This is a genomic window from Streptomyces sp. NPDC059851, assembly GCF_042732005.1.
GTDB lineage: Bacteria > Actinomycetota > Actinomycetes > Streptomycetales > Streptomycetaceae > Streptomyces.
Genome location: NZ_JBHWJJ010000015.1, coordinates 23,265 through 49,979 on the forward strand (window position 1 = coordinate 23,265; position 26,715 = coordinate 49,979).

Annotated in this window: 23 protein-coding genes and 1 pseudogene; 17 read left to right on the top strand and 7 right to left on the bottom strand. The window is 73.0% G+C overall.

The genetic code is table 11. The annotated features are described in order from the left end of the window. Positions 1–86: 86 nt before the first annotated feature. From ACFV7Q_RS07545 to ACFV7Q_RS07560, 4 genes are all read right to left on the bottom strand, one after another. Complete coding sequence (locus ACFV7Q_RS07545; RefSeq protein ID WP_385424811.1) at positions 87–926, bottom strand: GNAT family N-acetyltransferase; 840 nt, start codon at positions 924–926, stop codon at positions 87–89. 85 nt (positions 927–1,011) lie between these two features. After that, positions 1,012–1,521 (bottom strand): hypothetical protein, encoded by a 510-nt coding sequence (locus ACFV7Q_RS07550; protein ID WP_385424813.1) that lies wholly within the window; start codon positions 1,519–1,521, stop codon positions 1,012–1,014. A 27-nt stretch (positions 1,522–1,548) separates the two neighbouring features. Next, the gene (locus ACFV7Q_RS07555) at positions 1,549–2,355 is read right to left on the bottom strand and encodes a PaaX family transcriptional regulator C-terminal domain-containing protein (protein ID WP_385424816.1); all 807 of its coding nucleotides are present in this window, start codon (positions 2,353–2,355) and stop codon (positions 1,549–1,551) included. A gap of 4 nt (positions 2,356–2,359) precedes the next feature. Further along, positions 2,360–3,979, bottom strand: coding sequence for an AMP-binding protein (locus tag ACFV7Q_RS07560; RefSeq protein ID WP_385424819.1), 1,620 nt, complete (start codon positions 3,977–3,979; stop codon positions 2,360–2,362). Between the two features lie 163 nt (positions 3,980–4,142). Here ACFV7Q_RS07560 and ACFV7Q_RS07565 point away from each other — a divergent pair, with 163 nt between their 5' ends. From ACFV7Q_RS07565 to ACFV7Q_RS07585, 5 genes are all read left to right on the top strand, one after another. Further along, a complete protein-coding gene (locus ACFV7Q_RS07565) occupies positions 4,143–5,294 on the top strand; it encodes an acyl-CoA dehydrogenase family protein (protein WP_385424822.1) in 1,152 nt (383 codons plus the stop codon). Further along, positions 5,291–5,692: a RidA family protein gene (locus tag ACFV7Q_RS07570; protein ID WP_385424824.1), complete on the top strand. Its 402-nt coding sequence runs from the start codon at positions 5,291–5,293 to the stop codon at positions 5,690–5,692. The genes ACFV7Q_RS07565 and ACFV7Q_RS07570 overlap by 4 nt, the downstream gene beginning before the upstream one ends. Before the next feature lie 218 nt (positions 5,693–5,910). Next, a complete protein-coding gene (locus ACFV7Q_RS07575) occupies positions 5,911–6,198 on the top strand; it encodes a hypothetical protein (RefSeq protein ID WP_385424827.1) in 288 nt (95 codons plus the stop codon). Positions 6,199–6,344: 146 nt separating this feature from the next. Next, positions 6,345–7,271, top strand: a complete 927-nt coding sequence (locus ACFV7Q_RS07580) for a polyphosphate kinase 2 family protein (RefSeq protein WP_385424830.1) — start codon at positions 6,345–6,347, stop codon at positions 7,269–7,271. Then, on the top strand, positions 7,268–10,009 hold the full coding sequence (locus ACFV7Q_RS07585) for a cation-translocating P-type ATPase (RefSeq protein ID WP_385424832.1): 2,742 nt from the start codon (positions 7,268–7,270) through the stop codon (positions 10,007–10,009). Before ACFV7Q_RS07580 ends, ACFV7Q_RS07585 begins: the two co-directional genes overlap by 4 nt. Before the next feature lie 107 nt (positions 10,010–10,116). Here ACFV7Q_RS07585 and ACFV7Q_RS07590 read toward each other — a convergent pair whose 3' ends face one another. Further along, entirely contained in the window at positions 10,117–11,487 is a 1,371-nt protein-coding gene (locus tag ACFV7Q_RS07590; protein WP_385424834.1) for an aminopeptidase P family protein, read from the bottom strand. 201 nt (positions 11,488–11,688) lie between these two features. On the opposite strand from ACFV7Q_RS07590, the gene ACFV7Q_RS07595 reads away from it, so the two are divergent. From ACFV7Q_RS07595 to ACFV7Q_RS07640, 10 genes are all read left to right on the top strand, one after another. Beyond that, the gene (locus ACFV7Q_RS07595) at positions 11,689–14,106 is read left to right on the top strand and encodes a collagenase (RefSeq protein ID WP_385424837.1); all 2,418 of its coding nucleotides are present in this window, start codon (positions 11,689–11,691) and stop codon (positions 14,104–14,106) included. A 126-nt stretch (positions 14,107–14,232) separates the two neighbouring features. Then, positions 14,233–15,387 (top strand): NAD(P)/FAD-dependent oxidoreductase, encoded by a 1,155-nt coding sequence (locus ACFV7Q_RS07600; RefSeq protein ID WP_385424840.1) that lies wholly within the window; start codon positions 14,233–14,235, stop codon positions 15,385–15,387. 392 nt (positions 15,388–15,779) lie between these two features. Next, positions 15,780–16,124, top strand: coding sequence for a (2Fe-2S)-binding protein (locus tag ACFV7Q_RS07605; RefSeq protein ID WP_385424843.1), 345 nt, complete (start codon positions 15,780–15,782; stop codon positions 16,122–16,124). Continuing rightward, on the top strand, positions 16,105–17,619 hold the full coding sequence (locus ACFV7Q_RS07610) for an NAD(P)/FAD-dependent oxidoreductase (protein WP_385424846.1): 1,515 nt from the start codon (positions 16,105–16,107) through the stop codon (positions 17,617–17,619). Before ACFV7Q_RS07605 ends, ACFV7Q_RS07610 begins: the two co-directional genes overlap by 20 nt. A gap of 97 nt (positions 17,620–17,716) precedes the next feature. Next, positions 17,717–18,652 carry a dihydrodipicolinate synthase family protein gene (locus tag ACFV7Q_RS07615; protein WP_385424849.1) on the top strand — a complete coding sequence of 312 codons (936 nt, stop codon included), beginning with the start codon at positions 17,717–17,719 and terminating at the stop codon, positions 18,650–18,652. Positions 18,653–18,669: 17 nt separating this feature from the next. Beyond that, positions 18,670–19,674, top strand: coding sequence for a proline racemase family protein (locus ACFV7Q_RS07620; RefSeq protein ID WP_385424852.1), 1,005 nt, complete (start codon positions 18,670–18,672; stop codon positions 19,672–19,674). After that, positions 19,671–20,741 (top strand): proline racemase family protein, encoded by a 1,071-nt coding sequence (locus ACFV7Q_RS07625; protein WP_385424855.1) that lies wholly within the window; start codon positions 19,671–19,673, stop codon positions 20,739–20,741. Before ACFV7Q_RS07620 ends, ACFV7Q_RS07625 begins: the two co-directional genes overlap by 4 nt. Before the next feature lie 23 nt (positions 20,742–20,764). Next, on the top strand, positions 20,765–21,682 hold the full coding sequence (locus ACFV7Q_RS07630) for an ornithine cyclodeaminase family protein (RefSeq protein WP_385424985.1): 918 nt from the start codon (positions 20,765–20,767) through the stop codon (positions 21,680–21,682). A gap of 56 nt (positions 21,683–21,738) precedes the next feature. Continuing rightward, positions 21,739–22,449, top strand: a complete 711-nt coding sequence (locus ACFV7Q_RS07635) for a GntR family transcriptional regulator (RefSeq protein ID WP_385424857.1) — start codon at positions 21,739–21,741, stop codon at positions 22,447–22,449. A gap of 150 nt (positions 22,450–22,599) precedes the next feature. Then, complete coding sequence (locus ACFV7Q_RS07640; protein WP_385424859.1) at positions 22,600–23,022, top strand: hypothetical protein; 423 nt, start codon at positions 22,600–22,602, stop codon at positions 23,020–23,022. Between the two features lie 8 nt (positions 23,023–23,030). On the opposite strand, the gene ACFV7Q_RS07645 is transcribed toward ACFV7Q_RS07640, so the two are convergent. After that, the gene (locus tag ACFV7Q_RS07645; RefSeq protein WP_385424862.1) at positions 23,031–23,294 is read right to left on the bottom strand and encodes a hypothetical protein; all 264 of its coding nucleotides are present in this window, start codon (positions 23,292–23,294) and stop codon (positions 23,031–23,033) included. Between the two features lie 71 nt (positions 23,295–23,365). Further along, positions 23,366–23,849: pseudogene (locus ACFV7Q_RS07650) on the bottom strand (IS5 family transposase); the annotation flags it as partial. Positions 23,850–24,129: 280 nt separating this feature from the next. On the opposite strand from ACFV7Q_RS07650, the gene ACFV7Q_RS07655 reads away from it, so the two are divergent. Together ACFV7Q_RS07655 and ACFV7Q_RS07660 are read left to right on the top strand one after the other, a co-directional pair. After that, positions 24,130–26,034 carry a CHAT domain-containing protein gene (locus ACFV7Q_RS07655; protein WP_385424988.1) on the top strand — a complete coding sequence of 635 codons (1,905 nt, stop codon included), beginning with the start codon at positions 24,130–24,132 and terminating at the stop codon, positions 26,032–26,034. 14 nt (positions 26,035–26,048) lie between these two features. Further along, positions 26,049–26,480, top strand: a complete 432-nt coding sequence (locus ACFV7Q_RS07660; RefSeq protein WP_385424865.1) for a hypothetical protein — start codon at positions 26,049–26,051, stop codon at positions 26,478–26,480. Positions 26,481–26,715: the final 235 nt, after the last annotated feature.

A 26,715-nucleotide genomic window follows, 5' to 3' on the forward strand; every position in this document is an offset into this window, starting at 1 on the left:
CCGCCATTCGCGCGCCGCTCGTCCGCCGACTGCCGCCGCGGCGGCAGCCTGGTCCCGGCGGCCACGGGGGCGCGTACGGTGTGTGCTCAGGCCGGCAGCACCACGGCCCGGTCCTCCACCGGCCTGAAGCCGAGCCTCAGGTAGACGCCCGTGCTCGTCGGGTTCGCCGTGTCCGCGAAGAGCAGCACCTCCGACGCCCCTGCCGCGCGGGCCGCCCCCACCGCGGCGTGGGTCACCCCGGCGGCGTAGCCCCGGCGCCGCTCCTGCGGCGGCGTGTACACCGGGCCGATGCGGGAGGCCCCGCCCTCCGCCGGGCTGAACGCGGCCAGCGCCACCGGGCGGCCCGTGGCGTCCTCCCACAGCAGGACGCCGTTCCCGGCGATGCGGTCCCGCATCACCCCGTCCGCGGGCACCGGGTCGCCGATCTCGTGCGCGAAGGCCGTGAACCACTCCCGCACGAGTGGCAGGTCCGCCTCGACGGCCGGCCTGGCCCGCCCGGCGGGCGCGGGATCCGGGTCCACCAGGTCCCCGAGCCGGTACAGTCGCATCACCTCCGGCTCGCCGACCGGCCGCCCCCAGGCCGCCGCCAGCCGCTCCCTGTGGGCGAGCCGCGCGTTGAACCCGCCGATGCCGCTGAGCAGCGGCTCCCGGTGCAGCGCCGCGCAGAGGGCCGCCACCGCCTCGTCCGGCACGGCGCCCAGCACCAGCGGGTACGGCGGCGTGCACAGCAGCCCGCCGGCCACGGCGCCGTCCGCGCCGGTCCACCAGCCGAACACGGGGTCGTGCTCGGAGTAGGCGTGCGGGCCGCGGCGGTGCAGCCCGCCGGCCACGGTCAGCAGCAGGGTGTTGGACACCGGGTCGGCGGCCACGGCCGGTCCCGCCGCGGCCTGCCAGGCCGCCAGGTCGTGCGTCAAGGTCCAGGTCATGGCTCATGATGGCGCTGCCCCCAGCCGCCCCGCACCCGTATTCCGCCCGCGCGGACGGAGCCCGCGCGGGCGGAGCCGGGATCGGTCAGGAGGGCAGCCAGCCGGGCCACCACAGCGGCACGTTGTCCGGCCCGCACAGCCCCGAATCCCCGCGGTAGCCCGCCGGGGTGCCCTCGGTGGCGAAGTACCAGACGACCACCACCGCCAGGACCAGCAGCACGGCCGCCACACCCACCATCGGGTGCACCCGACGGGCGAGCAGCCAGACCAGCACGGCGAGCACCGCACACCCCGGGACGAGGCCCACCATCTGGACGAACATCCCGAACCTGCCGCCCGCCTCCCAGGCCGCGTCGCAGTAGGCGCGGGCATTGGCGGCCAGTGCGTGCGCGAGGTAGCCGGCGCCGGCGCCGACCAGCGCCACGACGACCGCGCCCTCGATGAGCGCCCGCCTCCGGGCCCGTGCCGCCATCGCGGCGGGCGGGAGCGGGGGCGGCAGGGGGACCGGCGGCCCGAATCCGGGCGGCGGGGCCTGGGGTGGGCTGGCCTGCGGTGCAGCGGCCGGAGTCTCCGGCGGAAGATCGTTTCTGGTCACATCCCGAGGTGACGCCCGCACCGGCCGCTAAGGTTCCACGAACCGGGCCCCCGGGTCCCGCAGCCGCGAGTGCAGCTCGGCGAAGACGGCCGCGGCCCGGTCACCCGGCCAGTCGGACGGCAGCAGGTCGTGCGGCAGCCCGGGGTCCGCGTACGGGAGACGGCGCCAGCTGTCCAGGGCGAGCAGGTAGGCGCGGTAGGCCTCCTCCGCGGTGGGGGAGCCGCCCTGCTGGAGGCTCCGGAGCACCGGCTCGTGCCGGTCGAGGAACTCCTCGTGCTCCTTGGCCAGGGCCGTCAGGTCCCACCAGCGCGCCACCGCCTCGGCGGTCGCGGCGAAGCCGAGGTGCTCGCCGCGGAACAGCTGCACGTACGCCGTCAGGTGGAGCCGGTCCAGGGTGTGCCCGGTCTCCTCGTACAGGTGGGCCGGGGCGATCCACACGCCGGGGGCCACCGAGCCGAAGCCGAGCCGGGACAGCCGGGAGCGGAGCAGGTGCCGCTTGGCCCGTTCCTGCTCGGGTACGGAGAACACCGCGACCAGCCACTCGCCCGTGCCGCGGACGACGCGGTCGCCGTAGATCCGCCGGTCGCCGTCGTCCAGCAGCTGCCGGGCCTCCGCCGACAGCTCGTACCCGGCGGAGCCGTCCGCAGCCCGGGCGGGCAGCAGGAAGCCGCGCCGTTTGAGCCGGGACACCGACGAGCGCACCGACGGGGCGTCCACGCCGGCCGCGCCCAGCAGGCGGACCAGCGCGGACACCGGCACCGGGCCCTCGAAGGTCCGCCCGTAGGCGCCGTAGAAGGTGACGATCAGGGATCGCGGGGTGTGCTGCTCGGCCACGAGTTCACTGTAGATCGCGCAGCCGGAACCGCTGCAGTTTGCCCGTCGCCGTCCGCGGCAGCGAGGACAGGAAAACGAACGCCCGGGGGCATTTGTGCGGGGCCAGCTCCGCCCGCATGAACGCCCGCAGGGCGTCCTCCGTCAGAGTGGCGCCCTGGCGGGGCACCGTGTACGCGACCACGATCTGCCCGCGTCGCTCGTCCGGGCGGCCCACCACCGCGGCCTCCGCCACGTCCGGGTGGCGCATCAGGGCTTCCTCCACCTCCGGGCCGGCGATGTTGTAGCCCGCCGAGACGATCATGTCGTCGGCACGGGAGACGTACCGGAAGTAGCCCTCCGGATCCCGCACGTAGGTGTCGCCCGTCAGGTTCCAGCCGTCCCGCACGTACTCCTCCTGGCGTGGATCCGCCAGGTACCGGCAGCCCACGGGGCCGCGCACGGCGAGCAGCCCCGGCTCGTTGTCCGCGACGGGCCGCCCGGTGCCGTCCACGATCCGGGCCTGCCAGCCGGGTACCACCCGGCCCGTGGTGCCCGGGCGGATGTCGTCGTCGGCGGCGGAGATGAAGATGTGCAGCAGCTCGGTGGCGCCGATCCCGTTGATGATCCGCAGCCCGGTGCGCCCGTACCAGGCGTGCCAGGTGGACGCCGGCAGGTTCTCGCCCGCCGAGACGCAGCGGCGCAGCGACGACAGGTCGTAGGCGCCGGCGTCGTACGGGCCCAGGGTGTCGAGCATCGCCCGGTAGGCGGTGGGGGCGGTGAACAGGACCGTCACCCGGTGTTCGGCCAGGGCGGGGAGCAGGGTGCGAGGGCCGGCCTGCTCCAGCAGCAGTGCCGAGGCCCCGGCCCGCAACGGGAAGACCACCAGCCCGCCGAGGCCGAAGGTGAAGCCGAGCGGGGGGCTTCCGGCGAAGACGTCGTCGGGGCGGGGGCGCAGCACGGTGCGGGAGAAGGTGTCGGCGACGGCGAGCAGGTCGCGGTGGAAGTGCATGCAGCCCTTGGGGCGGCCGGTGGTGCCGGAGGTGAAGGCGATCAGGGCCACGTCGTCGGCGGAGGTCCGTACGGCGGGGAACGGCGCCCCGTGCCGCTCGGCGAGCGCGAGCAGGTCCCGGGGACCGCCACCGCCGTACGGGGTGATCCGCAGGTCCGGCACGCCGGCCCCGGCCAGGTCGTCGAGCACGTCCGCATGGCACAGCGCGTGCCGGACCCGGGCCATGGCGCAGACCGTGGCCAGCTCGTGCGCCCGCTGCTGCGCCAGGACGGTGACGGCGACCGCGCCCGCCTTCAGCACGGCGAGCCAGCAGGCGGCGAGCCAGGGTCCGGTGGGACCGCGCAGCAGCACCCGGTTGCCGGGGACCACGCCCAGGTCGGCGGTGAGCACGTGGGCGATCCGGTCGACGCGGTCGCGCAGTTCGCCGTACGACCAGACCTCGCCGGTGCCGGTGCGGAAGGCCGGGCGGTCCGGCCCGAACCGGCCGATGGTGGCGTCGAGCAGCTCGGCCCCGCAGTTGAGCCGGTCCGGGTAGGCCAGCTCGGGCAACTCGAAGAGCAGCCGCGGCCAGGCGTGGGGCGGCGGCAGGTGGTCACGCGCGAAGGTGTCGGCGTGGGCGGAAGGCTTGAGCTCCAAGGCGGGTTCGCCCCCTTGCGACGGCAGCGGCCCCCGGCGGGGGGACCGAGGTGGGTGGAGCCGGCCGTGCGAACCCTCCCGACTGCCGCCGGGAGGTACTGCCAGGAGCGTATCGTGATGGTGACGGCAGTCAACAGGACGCGATAGAACCGGGGATGTCCGCATGAACGGATTCGCGCTCGGAGCAGAACAAGAGGAGTGGTGCGGGCAGCTGCGCGCGCTGTCGGCAGCCCGGCTGCGGCCGCTGGCCGACAAGGGGGAGCCGGGACGGGTCAACCGGCCGCTGCTCGCGGAGCTCGGGGAGCTCGGCCTGGTGGAGCGGGTCTTCGACGCGGGGGCCCTGGAGCTGTGCCTGCTGCGCGAGTCGCTCGCGTACGGCTGTACGGAGGCGGAGACGGCCCTCGCCCTCCAGGGGCTCGGCGCGCACCCGGTGCTCCGCTCGGGCACGGAGGAGCAGCGGGAGCGCTGGCTGCCGCAGGTCCGGGCCGGGCGCGCGGTGGCGGCCTTCGCGCTGAGCGAGCCGGGGGCCGGCTCGGACGCGGCGGCCCTGGCCCTGGTGGCCGAGGCCGACGGCCCGGGCGGGGCGGCCGGGGCGCGCGCCGGGGCCGCGTCCGGGCGGGGCTGGCGGCTCAGCGGGGAGAAGTGCTGGATCTCCAACGCCCCCGAGGCGGATTTCTACACCGTGTTCGCCCGAACGGGTGAGGCGCCGGGCGCGAGGGGGGTCACGGCGTTCCTGGTCCCCGCCGACCGGCCCGGCCTGACCGGTGAAGCCCTGGACATGCTCTCCCCGCACGCCATCGGCCGGCTGGTCTTCGACGGGGTGCCGGTCGGCCCGCAGGACCTGCTGGGCGAGCCCGGCCGCGGCTTCGCCGTGGCGATGGCCACCCTGAACCTGTTCCGGCCGAGCGTGGGCGCCTTCGCGGTCGGCATGGCGCGGGCCGCGCTCGACGCGACCCTGGCGCACACGGCGCGGCGGCCCGCCTTCGGCGGGGTGCTGGGCGACTTGCAGGCGGTGGCGCACCGGGTGGCCGAGATGGCCACCCGGACCGAGGCCGCCCGGCTGCTGGTCTACGCGGCGGCGGGTGCGTACGACGCCGGCGCGCCGGACGTTCCGCGCCGCTCGGCGATGGCGAAGCTGCTGGCGACCGAGACCGCGCAGTACGTGGTCGACCACGCCGTCCAGCTGCACGGGGCGGTCGCCCTGCAGCGCGGCCACCTGCTGGAGCACCTGTACCGGGAGGTCCGGGCGCCCCGCATCTACGAGGGCGCGAGCGAGGTCCAGCGCACGATCATCGCGCGGGAGCTGTACCGGTGAGCCCGGAGCGCATCAACCCGGCGGAGCTCTCCCCGCCGACGGGCTTCTCCCACGCGGTGGCCGCGACCGGGTCCCGGCTGGTCTTCCTGGCCGGGCAGACCGCACTGGACAGCGCGGGCAAGGTGGTCGGGGCGACGCTGCCCGAGCAGTTCGAGCGCGCCCTGACCGGCCTGCTGACGGCCCTGGCCGCAGCCGGCGGAACCCCCGCGGACCTGGTCCGGGTCACGGTCTACGCCGTCGACGTGGCCGCGTACCGCGCGCACGCCCCGGCCCTGGGCCGCATCTGGCGCCGATTGGCGGGCCGCGAGTACCCGGCGATGGCGCTCGTCGGCATCGTCCGCCTCTGGGACGCGGAGGCGATGGTCGAACTGGACGGTATCGCCGTCCTCGATGCATAGGCGAAACCGCCCCAAAACCCTTTCCGCATCGCGAGAAAGCCCAGCCCAAGAGGGTGTCATCGGCCGTGCCTTTGACACCGGACGGGGTACGAGGGAGGGTGGAAATGACCGTTGCGTAAGCATGCGTCAACGATGCTCGGAGGTGCATGACCATGCGCCGTGGGATCATTGCGGCGGTTGTTGCAAGTACCGCCGGAGTAACGCTCGGCCTGTCTCCCGTGAGCGGTGCTTTCGCCGCAGGGCTTCCCCAGACTCAGCCGGCCGCTCAGGCTTCGCAGACCGCCCCGGACCACTGGAACTGGTGCGACAACTGGCGCGGACGCTGGAGTGACTGGCGTGACTGGCGTGATTGCTGCGACAGGTGGGACCGTGACTGGTGCTGGGACCACCACGGGCGTGGCGGCGACGGCAGGTTCAACGACCACCGGCACCACCACTGGAACGACCACCGTGGCGACCACGGACGCGGCGGCTACGCCGGTTGGGACTGGTACTACTGGCGTTAGAGCTGAATGAACGACGGGACTGCGGGCGGCCGCCCACGCGGCCGCCCGCAGTGCTGCGCACCCCACCCGAACGGCCCCCAGCGTTTGCCGCGGGCCGCATCCCCTCCGAACCTGCAAGTACTGCCGGACCGGAGGGACGGGTACCGATGGCGGACGCACGAGCCCGGCGCATCGCGCAGTTCATCGAACCGCTGCGCGTCGCACCCGGATCCACCGTGGACCTCGCCGGGGACTTCGATCCCCGCTACAAGGCCGCCATGAGCAAGGGGGAAGGCGTCGCCCTGCTGGCGGAGGGGGTGGAACTGCTCGCCGAGTACCAGGCGCGGCTGGCCGCCCAGGACTCCCGCGGCGTACTCCTCTGCCTCCAGGCCATGGACGCCGCGGGCAAGGACGGCACCATCCAGCACGTGATGAGCGGACTCAACCCGCAGGGCGTACGCGTGAGCAGCTTCAAGGTGCCCTCGGACGAGGAGATCGACCACGACTACCTGTGGCGCTACGCGTGCCGGCTGCCCCGGCGGGGCGAGATCGGCATCTTCAACCGCTCGCACTACGAGGAGGTCCTCGTGGTCCGCGTGCACCCCGAGTACCTCCGCCGCCAGCGGCTGCCGCAGGAGAGCAGCGATCCCGGTGTCTGGGAGCGCCGTTTCCGCGAGATCAACGAGTGGGAGCGCCACCTCTCCGACAACGGCTTCAGCGTGGTGAAGGTCTTCCTCAACCTCTCCAAGGAGGAGCAGCGCCGGCGCTTCCTCAGCCGGATCGACCGGCCCGAGAAGAACTGGAAGTTCTCCTCCGCAGACGTCCGGGAACGCCGCCACTGGGACGCGTACCAGCGGGCGTACTCCGAGGTGCTGTCCGCCACCAGCACCGAGTGGGCACCCTGGTACGTCATCCCCGCCGACCGCAAGTGGTTCGCCCGCATCTGCGCGGCGGCCGTGCTCGGGCACGCGCTGATGGAGATCGACCCGCAGTACCCGACCGTCGGCGAGCAGGCCCGCGAAGACCTGAAGACCGCCCGGAGGGAACTGGAGCGGGAAGCCCCGGATGCCCGGTCACGGGCGGTAGGAGGATGACCGGCCGGCCGGACGCGGTGGGCGAGGAGGGCGCCCCCGACGCCTGGTACGCGCAGTCGCCGCAGGACGTCGCCGCCCGCTGCGGGGTGGACCCCGCGGTCGGCCTGCCCGCGGCCCGGGCCGCCGAACGGCTCGCGGCCGACGGCCCGAACGCACTGCCCGAGGAGAAGCCGAAGCCCGGCTGGCTCCGCTTCCTCGACCAGTACCGCAGCTACATGCAGATCATCCTGGTGGCTGCGGCGGTGGTGTCCCTGCTGATCCAGGAGTGGAACACCGCCGTCCTGCTCGTTGTGCTGACCCTGCTGAACGCGGTCGTCGGCCTGCGCCAGGAGGGCAAGGCCGAGAGCGCCATGAACGCGCTGAAGTCGATGATGAAGGCGACGGCCCGGGTCCGGCGCGACGGCACCGAGTCGGAGATCCCGGCCGAACAGCTGGTGGTCGGGGACGTGGTGCTCATCGCGGCCGGCGACCAGGTCCCCGCGGACGGCCGGATCGTCGAGGCCAGCGCCCTGCAGATCGACGAGTCGGCCCTGACCGGCGAGAGCACCCCCGCGGCCAAGGACACGCGCACCCTTCCCGTCGAACGGCTCGGGCCGGGCGACCAGCCGAACATGGCGTTCATGAACACGCCGGTCACGCACGGCAGCGGCCTCGTCATCGTCACCGGCACCGGCAGCGGCACCGAGCTCGGGAAGATCTCCGGCATGCTCTCGGCGACCGAGCGGGAGCAGTCGCCGCTCACCAGGGAACTCAACACGCTCACCCTGTGGATCGCCGGGGCCGCCGGTCTCACCATGGTCGTCATGTTCGTCCTCGGCCGCAGCCGCGGCCAGGCCTGGGACCTCCTCTTCGTCAGCGCCGTCTCGCTCGCCATCGCCGCCATCCCCGAGGCGCTGCCCACCGTCAGCCAGGTGATCCTCTCGGTCGGCAGCCTCAACCTGGCCCGGCGCAACGCGATCGTCAAGGAGCTCGCGTCCGTCGAGACCCTCGGCTTCACCTCGGCCATCAACTCCGACAAGACCGGCACCCTGACGATGAACCAGGTGACCGTCGTCGAAGTGATCAGCCCCACCGACCGGTACACCGTGTCCGGCACCGGCTACCGCCTCGACGGCAAGGTCCACCACGCCGCCGGGACCTCCGCCGGCATCGAAGACGCCGTCCTGCCCTACCTGGTCGCGAGCGACGCCAAGCTGGTGGACGGCCAGGTCGTCGGCGACCCCACCGAGGGCGCCCTGCTCGTCCTCGGCCACAAGGCCGGACTGGACATCGAGGAGACCCGGGACCGCCTGCCGCGCCTCGCCACCCTCCCGTTCGACCCCACCTACAAGCTGATGGCCACCTTCAACGCGGCCAAGGACGCCTCGGGCCGCAAGGTGGTCCGCTGCTTCGTCAAGGGCGCCGCACCCGCGGTCATGGGACGCGCCACCACCGCGCTCGCCGCCGGCACCCCCGTCCCCTGGGACGAGGACCTGAACCGCCGGGCCCAGGAGCAGATCAACCGGATGGCCGCCGACGGGCGCCGGGTGATGGCCGCCGCCGTCCGCGACCTCGACCCGGCGGACTTCGACCCGGACGGCGACCTGCTCGCCCTCGTCACCGGCCTGCACGTGGTCAGCCTGGTCGGCATGGTCGACCCGCCGCGCGAGGAGTCCAAGGCCGCGGTCGCCGATGCCCGGGCCGCCCACATCCGGGTCCGCATGGTGACCGGGGACGACGTCACCACGGGTGCCGCGATCGCGCGGCAGCTCGGCATCCCCGGCGAGGCGGTCCTCGGGGCCGACTTCGCCGCCCTGCCCGAGCAGGAGCAACTGGACCGGATCGACGGGATCGGCGTCCTCGGCCGGGTCGCCCCCGAACACAAGGTGCTCCTCGCGGACGTCCTCAAGAAGAAGGGCGAGGTCGTCGCCATGACCGGCGACGGCGTCAACGACGCGCCCGCCATCAAGGCCGCCGACATGGGCATCGCCATGGGCAGCGGCACGAGCGTCGCCAAGGACGCCAGCCGGATGATCCTCTCCGACGACAACTTCGCCACGATCATCCACGCCGTGGCGGAGGGCCGGAAGCTCTACGACAACCTCACCAAGTACATCCGCTTCGTCCTGGTCCTCCTGGTCACCTTCGTCCTGACCTTCCTCGGCGCAGCCCTCTTCAACATCGCCGCCGGCGAGCCCTTCACGCCCCCGCAGGTCCTGTGGATCCACTTCGTCGTCAACGCCCCCTTCGGCTTCGCCCTCGGCTTCGACCGGGAGACACCGGGCCTGATGCAGCGGATCCCGCGCCCACGCGGAGAGACGGTGCTGACGGGCCGCCTGATGGCCACCGTCGGCCTGGCCGGGCTGGCGCTCACCCTCGCCCTGCTCGGGCTGGTCCAGCTGGGGCAGGAGCGCTACGGCAGCGCCGAGGTCGGCAACTCCGTCGCGTTCACGGCCTTCGCGCTGTGCCTGATCGTGGCCGCCTTCGAGTGCCGCAGCGAGACGGAGTCCGTGCTGACCCCGAGTACCTTCGACAGCAAGCAGATGAACTGGGCGGCGCTCGCGGAGCTGGCCCTGGCGGTCATGTCCACGCAGATGGACGGCTTCCGGCGGATGCTGGACACCACCGAGCTGACCGTCCGACAGTTCGGGTGGGCCGTGCTGGCCGCCCTCGTCCTGCTGGTCCTGTGGGAACTCGGCAAGGCCGTCCGGCGCGCCCGCGCCCGTGCCCGCGCCCGCGGCGCGTCGGCCACCGGGTGAGGGGGCGGCCCGGCAGTCCCTGCGCCCGTGCCTGACCGCCCGTCCCCGGCCCCGCCCCCGGCCCGACCGGGCCGGTCCCCGAACCCGTGGACGTGTCGGTTCGGGCGTCAGCCCTCCAGCAGCGCGCCCATCCACTCCTCGATACCTGCCACCGTCCGCGGCAGGGCGCCCGACATCAGGCGGGCGCCCGTCGCCGTGACGACCAGGTCGTCCTCGATGCGGACCCCGATGCCGCGCAGCTCCGGCGGCAGCGTCTCGTCGTCCGGCTGGAGGTACAGGCCCGGCTCGACCGTGAGCACCTGCCCCTCTTCCAGGACCCCGTCCAGGTACGTCCCGGCCCGCGCCTTCGCGCAGTCGTGCACGTCCAGCCCCAGCATGTGGCCGCTGCTGCACAGGGTGTACCGCCGGTGCAGGTCGCCCTCCGCGTTCTTGAGCACGCCCCACTCGGCGAGCCCCTCCGCGATCACGCGCATGCCGGCCCGGTGGAAGTCCCGGAAGCTGGCGCCCGGGCGGAGCGCGGCGATACCGGCCTCCTGGGCGGCGAGGACGAGTTCGTACACCTGGCGCTGGACGGGGGAGAAGCGGCCCGACAGCGGGAGGGTGCGGGTGATGTCCGCCGTGTAGAGGGTGTCGGTCTCCACGCCCGCGTCCAGCAGCAGCAGGTCGTCCCGGTCCAGCCGCCCGTCGTTGCGGATCCAGTGCAGGACGCACGCGTGGGTGCCGGACGCGGCGATGGTGTCGTAGCCGGTGCCGTTGCCCTCGGCCCGGGCGCGGAGGCCGAAGACGCCCTCGATCCACCGCTCGCCGCGCGGGTGCGCGAGGGCGTGCGGCAGTGCCCGTACGACGTCCTCGAACCCGGCGGCCGTGTGGTCGACGGCGAGCTGGAGCTGCCCGACCTCCCAGGCGTCCTTCACCAGGCGCAGTTCGGAGAGTGCGGCGGCCAGCTCGGCGTCGGTGGCGGGGTTGCGGCCCTCCGGGCTGCCGAGGGCGTCCAGGTGGGCGCAGCGCAGCCCGGTCAGGCGCTCGGCCTCCGCCAGGTCGGGGCGGCGGCCGACCCAGAACTCCCCGTAGCGGCGGTCCCGGTAGAACTCCTCGCTGCCTCCGGTGCGCGGGGAGCGGGGGCGCAGGTACAGCACCGCCTCGTGGCCGTGGGGGCCCGAGGGTTCCAGGACCAGGACGTGGCCGACCTGGTCCTCGCCGGTGAGGCCGGTGAGCCAGGCGTACGCGCTGTGGGGGCGGAAGCGGTAGTCGCAGTCGTTGGAGCGGACCTTGAGTTCGCCGGCCGGGATGATCAGCCGCTCGCCCGGGAAGCGCGCCGAGAGTCGGGCGCGGCGGGCGGGGGTGGCGTCGTACGCGGGGACGCGCACCGAGTTGGGCAGGGGTGAAGCGGCCCAGTCCCCGGCCATGAAGCGGGACAACGCGGGGGATACCGGCAGGTCGTGGCTGCCGATGTTGAGGCGGGGGGATGCGTCGGACACGTCGGGCTCCCTCGGGAAACGCGAACTGGTGGGCGCACAGGTCTTGTCAGTGCAATTTCACATTACTATGTTACAGCTCACACCGCGGCGCGTTAATCCCCGTCAAACGCCGTGTGACACAGGGCAGTTCACGTTTCCTTTCGCACCACGCACCCCCTTGCGCGCCATGTCCCCCACCTCCCCTCCCCACAGGAGTCCTTGGTGTCCCAGCACAGAGTTGTGCGTACGTCCCTCCTCTCCGCCGCCGTGGCGGTCACCCTCCTCGCGACGGCCGGCCAGGCCGTCACCCAGGCCGCCGAGCCGGCCGCCGCCGCCCCCGCCAAGGCGCCGGCCGCCGCACCGGCCGCCTTCACCGGCGGGGCGCACGGGGCGAACCCCTTCGACGAGGTCGACCGCGTGGCCTCGCCGAAGGAGGCCGTCCCGGCACCCGATCGGGCCCCCGGCGCGGACCGGGCCGGCGAAGCCGGAGCCGCCCCCGCCGCCGGCCGGACACCCGGCGCCGCCACGGCTGCCGCCGCCCCCGCCGAGCGCACCGAGAAGAGCCGCGGGGCGGCCGAACGGGCCACCCCCACCGGCCGGACCCTCGCGGCCGGCGTGCCCTGCACCCTCGACGGGATCACGGGTCTTTCCCCCGAGCGGTTCGCCGACTTCCTCGGCGACGAGGCCGTCCTCGCCGACGGCTGTCTGCGGGGCCTGATCTGGACGTGGGACGCCCGCCTGGCCCCCGTCATGTCCGACGCGCACGTCCAGGCCGTGTCCCGGCGGATATCCTCGCTGGCCGCCTCCCACGACGGCCGCAACTCCTCCCACCTGGAGGAGATGTTCACGTACCTGCACGCGGTCGCCTACCACGACCACACGCGCTCCGAGATCGACATCACCGACGCCCCGACCGTGGACGCCATGCGCCGGGCCATCGCCGACTTCGGGGCCGCGGCCCGCACCTTCGACGTCACCGCCTCCAACGCCCGCACCCTGCGCGAGGCGCTCTACGCGGGCAGTGCACCCGGCCTGCGCCACCACCAGCTCGGCCTCATCAAGCAGGTCCTGGCCACCATGGACCCGGCCCACACCGCCACCCACAAGGACCCCACCTGGGCGGGCGCGGCCCTGGCCGGCCTCTCCGTGAACTACCTCGGCGTGTACCCGGGCAACCAGGACGCCGCCTTCCACGCGGCGGCCGCGGCCGACCCCGGGTACCGTGCCGTCTTCAAGGCCTTCGCCTCGTACGCCCACCTCAAGGACACCGCCAACGCCTGGGTGGCGCGCGACGCCCTCGGCGAGTACGGCCGCTTCGGTCAGGTCCCCGCCCTGAAGGACCAGGTCGTCGCGGACCTCGGGGCCCTGCTCCCGACGGCCCGGTCCACGTTCGGCGACGGCAGCGAGCAGTGGGCCAAGGTCGTCTCCTGGCTGAACTTCTACGAGGCGTGCAAGCCGTACGGGGTGTGCAAGGAGGACATCGAGAAGCAGCTCTTCCCGAACACCTTCACCTACGACAACGGCGCCATCAAGGTCCGCACCGCCCTCGACCGGGCCACCGTCGACCAGCTGTACTACGCGAGCAAGCAGGTCAAGACGCAGTTCCACCGCGTGCTCGGCACCGACCAGCCGCTCGCCGGCGACCCCAACAGCACCCTCAACATCGTGCTGTACGCCTCCCGCGCCGACTACGTGAACTACCACCCCATCCTGACCGGCTACGGCACCAACAACGGCGGCATCTACATCGAGAACGGTGCCACCTTCTACACGTACCAGCGGCGCGTCCCGCAGGACTCCTCCCTCACCCTCGAAGAGCTCTTCCGCCACGAGTACACGCACTACCTCAACGGCCGCTTCGCCGTCCCCGGCTTCTTCGGCGAGGGCCCCTGGTACGAGGGCGACCGTACGACCGCGATGGACGAGGGCACCGCCGAGTTCTTCGACGGCGCCACCCGCGACAACGGCATCGCCGTACGCAAGTCCCTGGTCAGGAGCATCATCAACGACACCGCGGGCGGCGGCCCCCGCATGTCGGTCGAACAGCTGCTCAACGCCACGTACGACGGCGACGGCTTCCGCTTCTACAGCTACGCCGGCACGTTCTTCGAGTTCCTGTGGACCGAGAAGCCCTCCCTGCTGCGCGAGATGTACACGCACCTGCGCAACAACGACGTGGCCAAGTACGACGCCTGGCGCCACCGCCTCGGCTCGGACACCTACCTCCAGCGCGACTACGACCGCTTCCTGGACGCGCAGATCGCCAAGGTGGACGAGCTGTTCGTGCCGAACACCACCTACACGCCCAACGAGCAGCTGCGCGACTCGGCGCTCGCGGCCGTGAAGTCGTCCTTCGCGGCGGCCACCTACAACACGCCGGACTGCGTGGAGAACGGCGACCCCGGCAAGCGCCGGTTCACCTGCACCGGCCGGATCACCGCGAACCTGAAGAACTGGCGCAGTGACGACCAGAACTTCAAGGACATGTCGGAGACGGTCGACTACTTCCTCCTCGACCGGGCGGGCGCGGCCTCCAACAACCTCGCCGACATGAACTGCTCCTTCGGCCCGGTGGAGATCTGGGACAACCGCAAGGCCGGCACGTCGAGCTACAGCTGCGAGGGCCCGCTGCGCAGCTGACCCGGCACCGGCGGTCGGCCCCGTTTCCGACACGGTCGGGCGGGGGGCGGGACCGGCCGCCGGACACCAGCGACCCGGGCCCTTTCGGGCCTGGGCACGATCTAAAGAATGTGACATATTACTGCCGTGCCCAATAGACATCCCCTGGACGTCGTGATCATCGGCGCGGGCGTCGTCGGAGCAGCCTGCGCCTACTACGCGGCCCGCTCCGGACTGCGCGTGGCCGTCGTCGACCGCGGCCCCGTCGCCGGCGGCACGACCGGCGCCGGGGAAGGCAACCTGCTCGTCTCCGACAAGGAGGCCGGCCCGGAACTCGACCTCGCCCTGCTGTCGGCGGGCCTGTGGGGCAAACTCGCCGGGCTGCTCCCGCAGGAGGTCGAGTACGAGCCCAAGGGCGGTCTGGTCGTCGCCCCCGACCGCGCCACGCTGGAGGCCCTGCGCACCTTCGCCAAGGGCCAGCGCGCCGCCGGGGTCGAAGCGGTCGAGGTCGGCCCCGACGGCCTACGGGAACTGGAGCCCCATCTGGCCCCCGGCCAGGCGGGCGGCTTCCACTACCCGCAGGACGCCCAGGTCCAGCCCGCCCAGGCCGCGGCCCGGCTCCTCGCGGCCTCGGGGGCCGAGGTCCACCTCGGCGAGGAGGTCACCGCGGTGCTGCGCACGGCCGGCGGCGCCGTCCGCGGAGTCCGTACGCGGTCCCGCGAACTGGCCGCCCCCGCCGTGGTCAATGCCGCCGGCACCTGGGGCGGCCGCGTCGCCGAACTCGCCGGAACCACCCTGCCGGTGCTCCCGCGCCGCGGCTTCGTCCTGGTCACCGAGCCGCTGCCGCGGGTGGTCCGGCACAAGGTCTACGCCGCCGACTACATCGCCGACGTCGCCAGCGGCTCCGCGGCCCTGCAGTCGTCGGCCGTGGTCGAGGGCACCCCCGCCGGCCCGGTGCTGATCGGGGCGACCCGGGAGCGGGTGGGCTTCGACCGCTCCCTGTCGACCGAGGCCCTGCGCCGTCTCGCCGCCCAGGCGGCCGCGCTCTTCCCGGTCCTGGCGGACGTACGGATCCTGCGCACCTACCACGGCTTCCGGCCCTACCTCCCGGACCACCTCCCGGCGATCGGCCCGGACCCGCGGGTCCGCGGACTGCTGCACGCCTGCGGCCACGAGGGCGCGGGCATCGGCCTGGCCCCGGCCACGGGCGTCCTGATCACCGCCGCCCTGACGGACACCCACCCGCCCCTGGACCCGGCCCCGTTCCGCCCGGACCGTTTCCCGCCACGACCCCACCCATGACCCCACCGCCACCTCCCGCCCCACCGGGTGCCGGGCCGGCCCGGTGCTCGCGGACCGGGGTGACCCCCGTCCCACGGGGGCGCGCCGGACCGGCCGGGTGTGTGCGGGCGGGCAAATCCAGCCCTGCGCCGGACCGGCCGGGTTGTCGGCGGGGGCGAATCCAGCCCGGCCGGCGTTCGAGGACCGGCAGTCCGGGGGCGGAGTCCCCGGGATGCGGAGAATGGGCGGGGCGTGGGGGTACCCCCGGACGGAGCCTGGGGGAGAGAAGGCTCCGCGCAGCGGCCCCGGACCACCACCCCGACGCAAGGACCGGCCCCCGGCCCCCCGGCCCGCCCGACCGCCCGCGCGACCCCGAACGACCCCGAACGACCCACCCCCGAGGGAGAACCCCGATGAGCCACCCCACCCGCACCCCGCGGCCCCCGCGGAGGTCGCCCCGCGGACTCGTCGGCGGGTCCCCCGAAGCCACGTACGTCCTCCGCTTCGACGGCCGCGAGCTCACCGCCCAGGCGGGCCAGAGCATCGCCGCCGTCCTGTGGGGGGCCGGCATCCTCGCCTGGCGGACGACCCGTCACGGCGGCACCCCCCGCGGGGCGTTCTGCGGCATCGGCAGCTGCTACGACTGCCTGGTCACCGTCAACGGCCGCCCGAACCAGCGCGCCTGCCTCGTCCCCGCCCGCCCCGGGGACGTCGTCACCACCCAGGAAGGAACCGGCCGTGCCGACCTCGCCGTCTGACAGCCCGGCCACCGCGGCCCAGGCCGACCCCGCCGGCCCCGCGGCACCCGGCGACCCCGCCGGCCTGGCCGACCTCGCCGTCGTCGGCGCCGGCCCCGCCGGCCTCGCCGCAGCGGTCACGGCCGCAGGCTTCGGCCTGCGCGTCACGCTGCTGGACGCCGGGGAGCGCACCGGCGGCCAGTTCTACCGCCACCCCGCCCCGGGCCTCGGCGCCGCCCGACCCGAAGCCCTCCACCACGGCTGGGCCGCGTTCGCCACCCGCGATGCCGCCCTGCGCGCCCATGGGGCCGCCGGTCGCATCACGCACCTGCCCGGCCACCACGTCTGGACCGTGGTCCCGCAGGACCCGGCCGGCACCTCCGCCACCTGGGTCCTGCACGCCGTCGCCGGCCCCGACGAGCTCCCCGCCACCGTCCGCGCCCGCGCCGTCCTGCTGGCCACGGGGGCGTACGAGCGTCAACTCCCCTTCCCCGGCTGGACCCTGCCCGGGGTCGTCGGGGCCGGCGGGGCCCAGGCCATGCTCAAGTCGGGGCTCGTCCTGCCGGGCCGCCGGGTCGTCGTCGCCGGGAGCGGCCCGCTGCTGCTCGCGGTGGCCGGCTCCCTCGCCGCCGCCGGGGCCCGGGTCCCGGCCGTGGTCGAGGCCGCCGCCTACACCGCGTACGCCCCCCACCTCCCGGCCCTGCTGCGCAACCCGGGCAAGCTCGCCGAGGGCGCCGTGTACGGCAGCGCCCTGCTGCACCGTCACATCCGGCTGCTCACGCGGCACGCCGTGACCGAGGCCCACGGCACCGACCGGGTCGAGGCCGTCACCGTGGCCCGCCTGGACCGGGACTGGCGGCCGCTGCCCGGCACGGCCCGCCGGATCCCGTGCGACGCGGTCGCGGTCGGCCACGGGCTCGTGCCCCAGCTGGAACTGGCCACCGCCCTCGGCTGCGCCACGCGCGGGGCCGCCGACGGCACGGTCGCCCTGGAACTCGACGCACTCCAGCGCACCTCCGTCCCCGGCATCTGGTCCGCCGGCGAGACGGGCGGGGTCGGCGGCGCCCAACTGGCCCTGTTCGAAGGTGAGATCGCCGCCCACGCGGTCGCCGGCCGGCCGGTTCCCGCCGCGCTGGTCCGCCGCCGCGCCCGGCTGCGCGCCTTCGCCGACGCGATGGGCCGGGCCCACCGCCCGGGCGCAGGCTGGACCGGCTGGCTGCGCGACGACACCGATGTCTGCCGGTGCGAGGAGGTGCCGGCCGGCCGGATCCGGGAGGCGGTCGCCGACCTCGGCGCCCGCGACGCCCGTACCGCCAAGCTGCTCACCCGTGCCGGGATGGGCTGGTGCCAGGGCCGGATGTGCGGCCCGGCCGTCGCCGCCCTGGCCTGCGCGGCGGCGCCTCCCGGGGCGCCCGGCCCGCCGTGCGCCGGTGGAGGGCCGGAGCCGGACCGGCGCCCACTGTCCTGCCCGGTGCCGCTGCGTCACCTCGCCGAACTTCCGCCCGCCGACCGCTGATCCGCGCTCGCCCGGGCACGACCCGCGGCGCCCGGACCCTTGTGGCCACATCACACCCACTAGTAAAATGTCACACACCACACTAGGGAGCTCTCACATGACCGACGCGCAGACCCCCGCGCCCAGCCCGTCCCTCCCCGACACCCGCACCCGTCCCTGGCACGGCATCATGGTCGCCACCGCGCTCCCGCTGCGCGAGGACCTCACCGTCGACTTCGACGCCTACGCCGAGCACGTCGCCTGGCTCATCGCCAACGGCTGCGACGGCGTGGTCCCCAACGGCTCCCTCGGCGAATACCAGACCCTCACCGACGACGAGCGGACCCGCGTCGTGCGCACCGCCGTCGAGGCGGCCGGCGACGGCGCCCGCGTCATGCCCGGCGTCGCCGCCTACGGCAGCGCCGAAGCCCGCCGCTGGGCCGAGCAGGCCGCCGAGGCCGGCGCCGGCTCCGTCCTCCTCCTCCCGCCCAACGCCTTCCGGGCCGACGAGGAGGCCGTACGCGCCCACTACGCCGAGGTCGCCGAGGCCGGCCTGCCGGTGGTCGCCTACAACAACCCCATCGACACCAAGGTCGACCTGACCCCGGCCCTCCTCGCCCGGCTGCACGCGGACGGCAGCATCGTCGCCGTCAAGGAGTTCAGCGGCGACGTCCGCCGCGCCTACGAGATCGCCGAACTCGCCCCGGGCCTGGACCTGCTCATCGGAGCCGACGACGTCCTGCTCGAACTCGCCCTCGCCGGCGCGGTCGGCTGGATCGCCGGCTACCCCAACGCCCTGCCGCGCTCCTGCGCCACCCTGTACCGGGCCGCCGTCGCCGGCGACGTGGCCACCGCCCTGCCGCTGTACAAGTCCCTGCACCCGCTGCTGCGCTGGGACTCCAAGACCGAGTTCGTCCAGGCCATCAAGCTCTCCATGGACCTGGCCGGACGCCCCGGCGGCCCGACCCGCCCGCCCCGCCTCCCGCTCACCGGCGAGACCGAGGCGGCCGTCCGCGCCGCCACCGAAAAGGCCCTCGCCGAGGGACTCAACTAGCCGACCGGGGGGATCCCATGCGCACGCGCCACATCTACCACGCGGTGGACTCGCACACCGAGGGCATGCCGACCCGGGTCATCACCGGGGGCGTCGGGGTGGTCCCCGGCGCCACCATGGCCGAGAAGCGGCTCCACTTCATCGAGCACCTGGACCACGTCCGCACCCTGCTCATGTACGAGCCGCGCGGGCACTCCGCGATGAGCGGCGCGATCCTGCAGCCCCCCACCCGCCCCGACGCCGATTTCGGCGTGCTGTACATCGAGGTGTCGGGCCTGCTGCCGATGTGCGGGCACGGCACCATCGGAGTCGCCACCGTCCTCGTCGAGACGGGCATGGTGCCGGCCGTCGAACCGGTCACCACCGTCCGCCTCGACACCCCGGCCGGGCTCGTCAGCGTCGACGTCCGGGTCGAGGACGGGGCGGCCACCGCCGTCACCCTCACCAACGTCCCCTCCTTCTGCGTCGGACTCGACCTCAAGGCGGAGGTCCCCGGGTACGGCACGGTCACCTACGACCTCGCCTACGGCGGCAACTTCTACGCCTTCGTCGAACTCGACGCCCTCGGCCTGCCCTTCGACCGTGCCCGCAAGGACGACCTGCTCGCCGCCGGGCTCGCCGTCATGGACGCGGTCAACGCCTCCGCCGACCGGCCCGTCCATCCCGAGAACCCCTCCATCGCCGGGGTCAAGCACGTCTACCTCGCCGCCCCCGGCTCCGACGCCCGCCGCTCCCGGCACGCCATGGCCATCCACCCGGGCTGGTTCGACCGCTCGCCCTGCGGTACGGGCACCAGCGCGCGCATGGCGCAGCTCCACGCCCGCGGCCTCCTCGACCTCGACACCGACTTCGTCAACGAGTCCTTCATCGGCACCCGGTTCACCGGCCGGCTCGTCGGCCGGACCACCGTCGGCGGCCACCAGGCGGTCGTCCCCACCGTCACCGGACGGGCCTGGATCACCGGCACCGCCCAGTACTTCCTCGACCCGACCGACCCCTTCCCCGGAGGGTTCCTCCTTTGACTCCCGCACCCCCCACACCCCCGAGGACCGTCCGCACGGTCGACTACCACACCGCAGCGGAGCCCTTCCGGATCGTCGACACCACCGCCCCCGGGTTCCCGGCCGTGCCCGGGGACACCGTCGCCGAACGCTGCGCCACCGCCATCGGCCCGGGCGGCTCCGGGACGGCCCCGCGCCCGGGCGAACTGGACGACGTACGACGCTTGCTCGTGCAGGAGCCGCGCGGGCACGCCGGGATGTACGGCGGCTTCGTCGTGCCCCCGGACGACGACGGGGCCCACTTCGGCGTGCTGTTCTGGCACAAGGACGGCTACTCCACCGCCTGCGGCCACGGCACCATGGCGCTCGGCGCCTGGGCCGTGGACAGCGGCCGGGTCCCCGCCCCCGACCGGGGCGACGCCGAGGTGCGGATCGACGTCCCGTCGGGGCGGGTCACCGCCACCGTGCACCGGGAGGGGGGCCGCACCACCGGGGTCACCTTCCGCAACGTCCCCGCCCGGGTCACCGCCCGCAAGGTGCCCGTCGCCACCACCCTCGGCCTCGCCGAGGTGGACCTCGCGCACGCCGGCGCCTGCTACGCCTCCGTCCGCGCCCGCGACCTAGGCCTGGAGGTCACCCGGCCCGCCCTGCCCGACCTGGTGCGCGCCGGGCGCGAAATCCGGGCGGCCCTCGCCACCCACCCCGGGACCTGGCACCCGGGCGGCCCGCTGCTCTCCGGCGTCTACGGGGTGATCCTCCACGAGGAGCTGCCGGACACCCCGTTCGGCCCGCACCAGCGCAACGCGACCGTCTTCGCCGACGGGCAGGTCGACCGCTCGCCCTGCGGCTCCGGCACCTCGGCGCGACTCGCCCTGCTGGCCGAGGACGGGCGGCTGGGGCCGGGGGAGGACCTGCTGCACGAGTCGGTCGTCGGCACGGTGTTCACCGGCCGCGTGGTCCCGGACGCCGGGCCCGGGGCCGATGCCGACGGTCTGGTCACGGAGGTCACCGGTACCGCGTACCGCACCGGCGAGCACACCTTCGTCCTCGACCCGCACGACGCCGTCGGCACGGGGTTCCTCCTGTGATCCGCCAGATCGGGGCCACCGAGATGGCCGGGCTGCTCACCCCGGCCGCGGCCGCCGACGCCCTGGCCGGGACCCTGCGCCGCGGGCTGGACCCGGAGGTCTGCCCGCAGCGCAGCGCGCTGCCGGTACCGGGCGGGGAGCTGCTGCTGATGCCGGCGGCGGCGGGGGCGTACGCGGGGGTGAAGGTGGCCGGGGTGGCGCCCGGCAACCCGGCGCTCGGCCTGCCCCGCATCACCGGCTCGTACCTGCTGCTGGACGGGGCCACCCTGCGCCCCCTCGCCCTCCTCGACGGGGCCGCCCTCACGGCGCTGCGCACCCCCGCGGTCTCGGCGCTGGCGCTGCGGTACCTGGCCCCGGAGGGTCGGCCACTGCGGCTGGTGCTCTTCGGTAGCGGGCCGCAGGCGTACGGGCACCTGGAAGCGGTGGCGGCGGTGCGGGAGCTGGCGGGGGCGGTGGTCGTCGCCCGCGACCCGGCGGGGGCACGGAAGTTGTCGTCGCACGCACAGGCCCTGGGCATCCCCGCCCGTACGGGGACGGCGGCGGACGTCGCCGAGGCCGACCTGGTCGTCTGCTGCACCTCGGCCCGCACCCCGCTGTTCGACGGGCGGCTGGTGGCACCGGACGCAGTGGTCGTGGCGGTCGGCTCGCACGAGCCGGACGTCCGCGAGACGGACACGGCGCTGGTGCGGCGGTCGGCCGTGTACGTGGAGGCGCGGACGGCTGCGCTGCGCGAGGCGGGGGACCTGCTGGTGCCGGAGGCGGAGGGTGCCATCGGCCCCGGTCATATCAACGGCACCCTGGCCGACCTGGTCGCGGGCCGGGTACCGGTCGGCGGGCGGCCGGGTTGTCCACAGCTCTTCAAGAGCGTGGGCATGGCCTGGGAGGATCTTGCCGTGGCGGTGGCGCTGTACGTCGCCGCCGGGGAGAACAGCGAAACGTGACATTGTACGCTGTTCCCCTGCACGTCGGTCGGGTGCGGTGCCTCGGAGGAAAAGCAATGGGTGACCTGAAGCAGCACAGTCTCATCAAGGCCCAGGAGCGGCTCCGCGACCAGGTCGGCCACGCCCTCCGAGCAGCCCTGATAGCGGGCGAACTCCGCCCCGGCAGCGTCTACTCGGCCCCCGGCCTGGCCGCCGAGCTCGGCGTCTCGGCCACCCCGGTCCGCGAGGCCATGCTCGACCTCGCCCGCGAGGGCCTCGTCGAACCCGTCCGCAACAAGGGCTTCCGCATCACCGAAGTCAGCGAGCGCGACCTGGACCAGTACACCGAACTGCGCACGATGATCGAGGTCCCGACCGTCGGCAAGGTCACCCGGATGGCGACGAAGGAGCAGTTGGAGGCCCTGCGTCCGATCGCGGAGGAAATCGTCACCAACGCCCGCGAGCACAACCTCATCGGCTACCTCGAAGCCGACCGCCGCTTCCACCTGACACTCCTGGGCCTCGCGGGCAACGAACGCCTGGTCGAAACGGTGGGCGACCTCCGCAAGCGCTCCCGCCTCTACGGCCTGACGGGCCTGGACGAGGCCGGCAAGCTGGTCTCCTCCGCCGAGGAACACCTCGAACTCCTGGACCTGATGCTGGCGGGCGACGCGGAAGCGGCCGAGGAATGCATGACCCGCCACCTCGGCCACGTCCGCTCCCTCTGGGCGGAAGCCCGCAACGAACCGGTGGGCCGCCCGACGGGAGCCCTCGGGTCAGGGCGCTAGGCCGTGTTTTAGAATTGGATCACTCATGTGATCTTCTGTGCAGAGGAAGTCCTGCCATGGGTCCACGGAGGCCGTGACCGGGACCACCTTCCGCTGTGGATGTTCGGCGAAGGTCCCGTCGACACTACTGCCAGAAGGAGCGGATCAGCTGTGATCACGGATGACATCCTCGCGCGCATGCTCGAAACGGTTCCCGAGACGAGGCCCTTCCTGGAGGAGAAGTACGAGCTCGAGCCGGGTGAGGCGCTGCCGAGCTCGGACGGCGAGCTGAGCCTCTACGTGATCCTGCTCGATGGGTTGGTCAGGCCCGTCCTCCAGCCGGCCCTGGTGGCGCCGGAGGGGGACGAGGACCTGCTGCGCAGGTGCTTCGGGTTCGTCGAGGAGGTGTACGCGTTCGATTCCGAGCTCACTCGCGGCGCGGTGTACTTCCAGGTCTTGGAGAGCCTGCTCGACGCCCGGGAGTACCTGGTTAACGCGATACCCTTCCTGCGGGGAAACATCAGAGAGCCCGTCTCCCAGATGCTCAGGACCTATGAGGTCGAGGGGTACGAGGACGGCCTGCCGCCCCTCTAGGCCGTGGTTTAGGAAGCGCGGGCGGCCAGCCGTTTGGTGAGGTCACCCGCGATGCGGTCGGTGCTGTTCTCGACGGTTACGTCGTGTTCGCGGCGGGTGGTGTCGCGGCGGACGATCTCATATCCGCCCTCGTCCAGAACGGCGACTGAAATGACGACGAAGGTGTTGTCGGAGTCGTTCAGGTCACTGATCAGCATGGACAGCGCGTCCCCAGATGGGTCGTCGACGTGGTCGCCGTTCTCACTGTCGGCGCAGTAGTACCTGGCGGCCACTGAACCCTCCCCATGCGTGCCTGCCCGATGCCGGTGATCAGCATGGCACGGCCGAATGGGCGGCCGCTGGTTCACAGCCACTGGTGGATCGCCGCGACCTGGACGGTCGCCTCGAACCGGACGGCGAGCTTGTCATACCGGGTCGCGACAGCCCGGTGCTGCTTGAGGCGGCTGATCCCGCACTCGACCGCGTGGCGGGCCTTGTAGTCCTCCCGGTCGAAGGCTGGCGGCCGGCCCCCGGAGCGGCCACGGCGCTTGCGGTTGCGGACCTGGTCGGCCGGCTCGGCGGTGCCGCAGCGGATCCCGCGTCTGCGCAGGTAAGCACGGTTGGCGCGCGAAGAGTACGCCTTGTCACCACGCACCCGCAGCGGCCTGCGCCTGGGACGACCGCCACCCGGCTTGGGCACCCCGGATTGCTTCGAGGACCGGCTCGAACTGTGGGCTGTCATCCCTCTGACCTGCCGTGACCAGCAACGACAGCGGCTTCTGACCCTGCTCGCACGCCAGATGGATCTTCGTGGAGAACCCGCCCCGCGACCGACCCAGCCCGTGGTCCTCCGGCCCTAGGCTGCTCTCTTCCCCCTCCGCAACCCCTCGGATGGACGCCGCGAACCATCGGGTGTGAAACTATATCCAGGGGGCGGAGGTGGGTTGGATGAATGGTCTCCCATTCCAACTCGAAATCATTGAAGCCGACACCAACTGGATCGTGTCGTGTGCTTCTGACTGCGGTGAAGCGCTTATTCGGGTGCCGGCGCCTTACTCTGAGAACGAACTCCAATCTGCGCTTTCGCGCGTGGAAATTTCGCTGGCCAAGTCATACAGTTCTGCGGTCATGCGTGGTGCGCCTGTATCGGAAAGGCCCGTTCGAGAACTTGGGGAACGTCTCACTGCAGCGATCTTCCAGGACGACATATCAATACTGTTCGACCGGTGGCGCAGCCACGCACGAACGCAGGGAAGCCCGTTGCGCATCCTGCTGCGGACGAACGGACCGCATGTTGCGCACATTCCCTGGGAATTCCTCGTCGACCCCTCCCGCGACGACTACCTCGCGCTCCGGATCCCGGTCGTCCGGTACCTGCGGCTGATGAACCCCGTGCCCCCACTGGCCCTCACTCTGCCCCTGCGAGTGCTGGGCGTGTCAGCGCAGCCCCATGACCTGCCCGTACTTGAAGGGAAACGGGAAGGGGAGCAGATATCGTTGGCGCTTCAGCGGTGCAGTTCCGACAGCGTGGACGTCCACTGGCTTTCCGGGGACCAGTGGCAGGATCTGGCGAAGGAATTGCGATTCGGCACCTGGCACGTGCTCCACTGTGTCAGCCATGGGGGATTCGACGAGGAGCGGAATGCGGGCTACATTCAGCTTGCGGGTGCCGACGGGTCGGCAAGGAAGATATATGCCAGCGATTTCGAGCGGTTGATCGCGGACAGTCCGAACCTGCGCCTCATCGTGCTGAATTCCTGTGAGTCGGCGGTCAGCGGGTCCGACGACGTATTTGCGGGCACCGCCGCCAATCTCGTGCGCGCCGGCGTCCCCGCGGTCGTCGCCATGCAATATGAGATAACCGACGGGGCCGCCCTCGTCTTCGCCTCCTCCTTCTATGAGCGGATCGCGGAGGGCCTCCCGGTCGACCGGGCGGTGACCCTCGCCCGTGAAGATGTCAAGATGGATCTGGACAGCCTGGAATGGGCCACTCCTGTGCTGTTCCTCGCATCCGACGAGACACGGATTTTCTCGCTGCCCAAAGCGGCACCAGGCCCACGGCGGCCGCAACCGCGGCTGTCGACGACCTCCCCGCCACCTGCGCCCGCACCGCCGCCTCCCACACCGCCATCCCGCGTCTCCCAGAGGTCTGTGCTCGCCGAGATCGGCCCGTGCAGCCACCTGGCGGTCGGGCCTCCCGACCTCCTCGCCGCCGCCTGCAGCGATGGCGCCGTCCGGATCTTGAACACTGTCCACGGCGGACTGGTCGCGCAGTGCATGCCCGTACAGCGCGAGGTTCCAGTACGCGTGGCCTGGGGCCCCTGGCGGCGAAACGTGGCCAGTCGGCACAACGACGGAACCGTTGTCGTCTGGAACCTCGAGTCCGAAACGCCGGTGCGTGTAATGAACGTGGGTGGCGAAGGAGACGCCCTCGCGTTCAGCGCTGACGGCCGCTGGCTCGCGGTGACCGCCAAGGATCGCATCTACGTCTACAACACGTGGGGCGCTCGGGTGCGGGATCTGCCAGCCCGGTCAGGGAGACAGCCGAGAACCTTCCAGGGACGGAGCGGACGCGGCAGGATCGGTCCCCTCGCTTTCGCACCGGGTGACCGGCATGTCGTCGTCGCGACCGGTGACGGCATGGTGCGGCAGTTGGACGTGCGAGGACAGCCGGTGATGACCTGGCGGCAGCCGCAGCCGGTGCGCTGCCTCGCGCTCACCGAAAACTTCCTCGCCACTGGCTCCGCCGACGGCAGGGTGCGCCTCTGGTCCTGGGACGGTCGTCTCCTCTGCCAGACCAACCATGGCCGACAGCCTTCCCACCTGGTGTTCTCTGCCGGCCTCCCGGCCCTCGCCGTCTCCGACGACCAGGGCACGGTAGCCCTGTGGAACCTCAGGACGGGTGAATTGACCGTCGTGGCGGAGCTGTTGCACCAGCTCGCAGGGCTGGGGTTCCTCGAAAGCGGCAAGGGGCTGGTGACCGGCACCCGCTCGGGTCTCATCGAGCGCTGGTCGCTGCCCCACCGGCCATGAAAGGGAGAGACGTCATGGCAGACCCCGAGGTAGAGATCTTCTGGCCCTCATCGCTGCCCTCCGCCCCGGCGCTGGAGCAGCAGGATGTGCTGCGCGAGGCCGGAGTCACCGCGACGTGCATGCTGCGGCCCATCCGGCGAGGGGCGGCCGATGCCGTGCTGGTGCTGGTGACGTCCGCCGTCCTGGAACCGTTCCTCAGCACCTTGTTCGCGCGTCTCGCCGAACAGGCCCACAAAGGGTTGAAGGCGTTCGTGGACGGATTGCTGAGGGGCCGCCCGGACGGAGCGGAAGCGCCGGAGGGCGTAATCGTCGAGTCGGCGACGGGCGGCCGGGTCACCTTCACTGCGGATCTGCCGGAACAGGCGTACGAGCAGGCCGTCGGTCTGGAGGCCTGTGGCGACCGGTGGACCTGGGATTCCCGACGAGCGATCTGGACCCCTGCCTGAGGTCCGTATCCAGGAAGGTGTGCGGCCATGGCAGACCGACACCAGCCTCCGCCCTCCGAAGGTGAGAACTGGGGCCCGGAGACTCCCTGGCAGGAGCCGTTCCTCCCACCGCCCTCCCAATCCCCGCCTCCCCAGCCACCGCCTCACGAGTCGTCGTCTCCCCAGCCCCAGCCCCCGCAGCCGGCGTGGCAGCAACACCAGTGGGAAGCGGCTGCCCACCCGGGACAGGCGCGAG

Bases quoted from the DNA above. Each gene is read 5' to 3' on its own strand.
- ACFV7Q_RS07545 (WP_385424811.1), bottom strand. From the start codon at position 926: ATGACCTGGACCTTGACGCACGACCTGGCGGCCTGGCAGGCCGCGGCG.
- ACFV7Q_RS07565 (WP_385424822.1), top strand. From the start codon at position 4,143: ATGAACGGATTCGCGCTCGGAGCAGAACAAGAGGAGTGGTGCGGGCAG.
- ACFV7Q_RS07580 (WP_385424830.1), top strand. From the start codon at position 6,345: ATGGCGGACGCACGAGCCCGGCGCATCGCGCAGTTCATCGAACCGCTG.
- ACFV7Q_RS07585 (WP_385424832.1), top strand. From the start codon at position 7,268: ATGACCGGCCGGCCGGACGCGGTGGGCGAGGAGGGCGCCCCCGACGCC.
- ACFV7Q_RS07605 (WP_385424843.1), top strand. From the start codon at position 15,780: ATGAGCCACCCCACCCGCACCCCGCGGCCCCCGCGGAGGTCGCCCCGC.
- ACFV7Q_RS07615 (WP_385424849.1), top strand. From the start codon at position 17,717: ATGACCGACGCGCAGACCCCCGCGCCCAGCCCGTCCCTCCCCGACACC.
- ACFV7Q_RS07620 (WP_385424852.1), top strand. From the start codon at position 18,670: ATGCGCACGCGCCACATCTACCACGCGGTGGACTCGCACACCGAGGGC.
- ACFV7Q_RS07630 (WP_385424985.1), top strand. From the start codon at position 20,765: ATGGCCGGGCTGCTCACCCCGGCCGCGGCCGCCGACGCCCTGGCCGGG.
- ACFV7Q_RS07635 (WP_385424857.1), top strand. From the start codon at position 21,739: ATGGGTGACCTGAAGCAGCACAGTCTCATCAAGGCCCAGGAGCGGCTC.
- ACFV7Q_RS07655 (WP_385424988.1), top strand. From the start codon at position 24,130: ATGCGTGGTGCGCCTGTATCGGAAAGGCCCGTTCGAGAACTTGGGGAA.
- ACFV7Q_RS07660 (WP_385424865.1), top strand. From the start codon at position 26,049: ATGGCAGACCCCGAGGTAGAGATCTTCTGGCCCTCATCGCTGCCCTCC.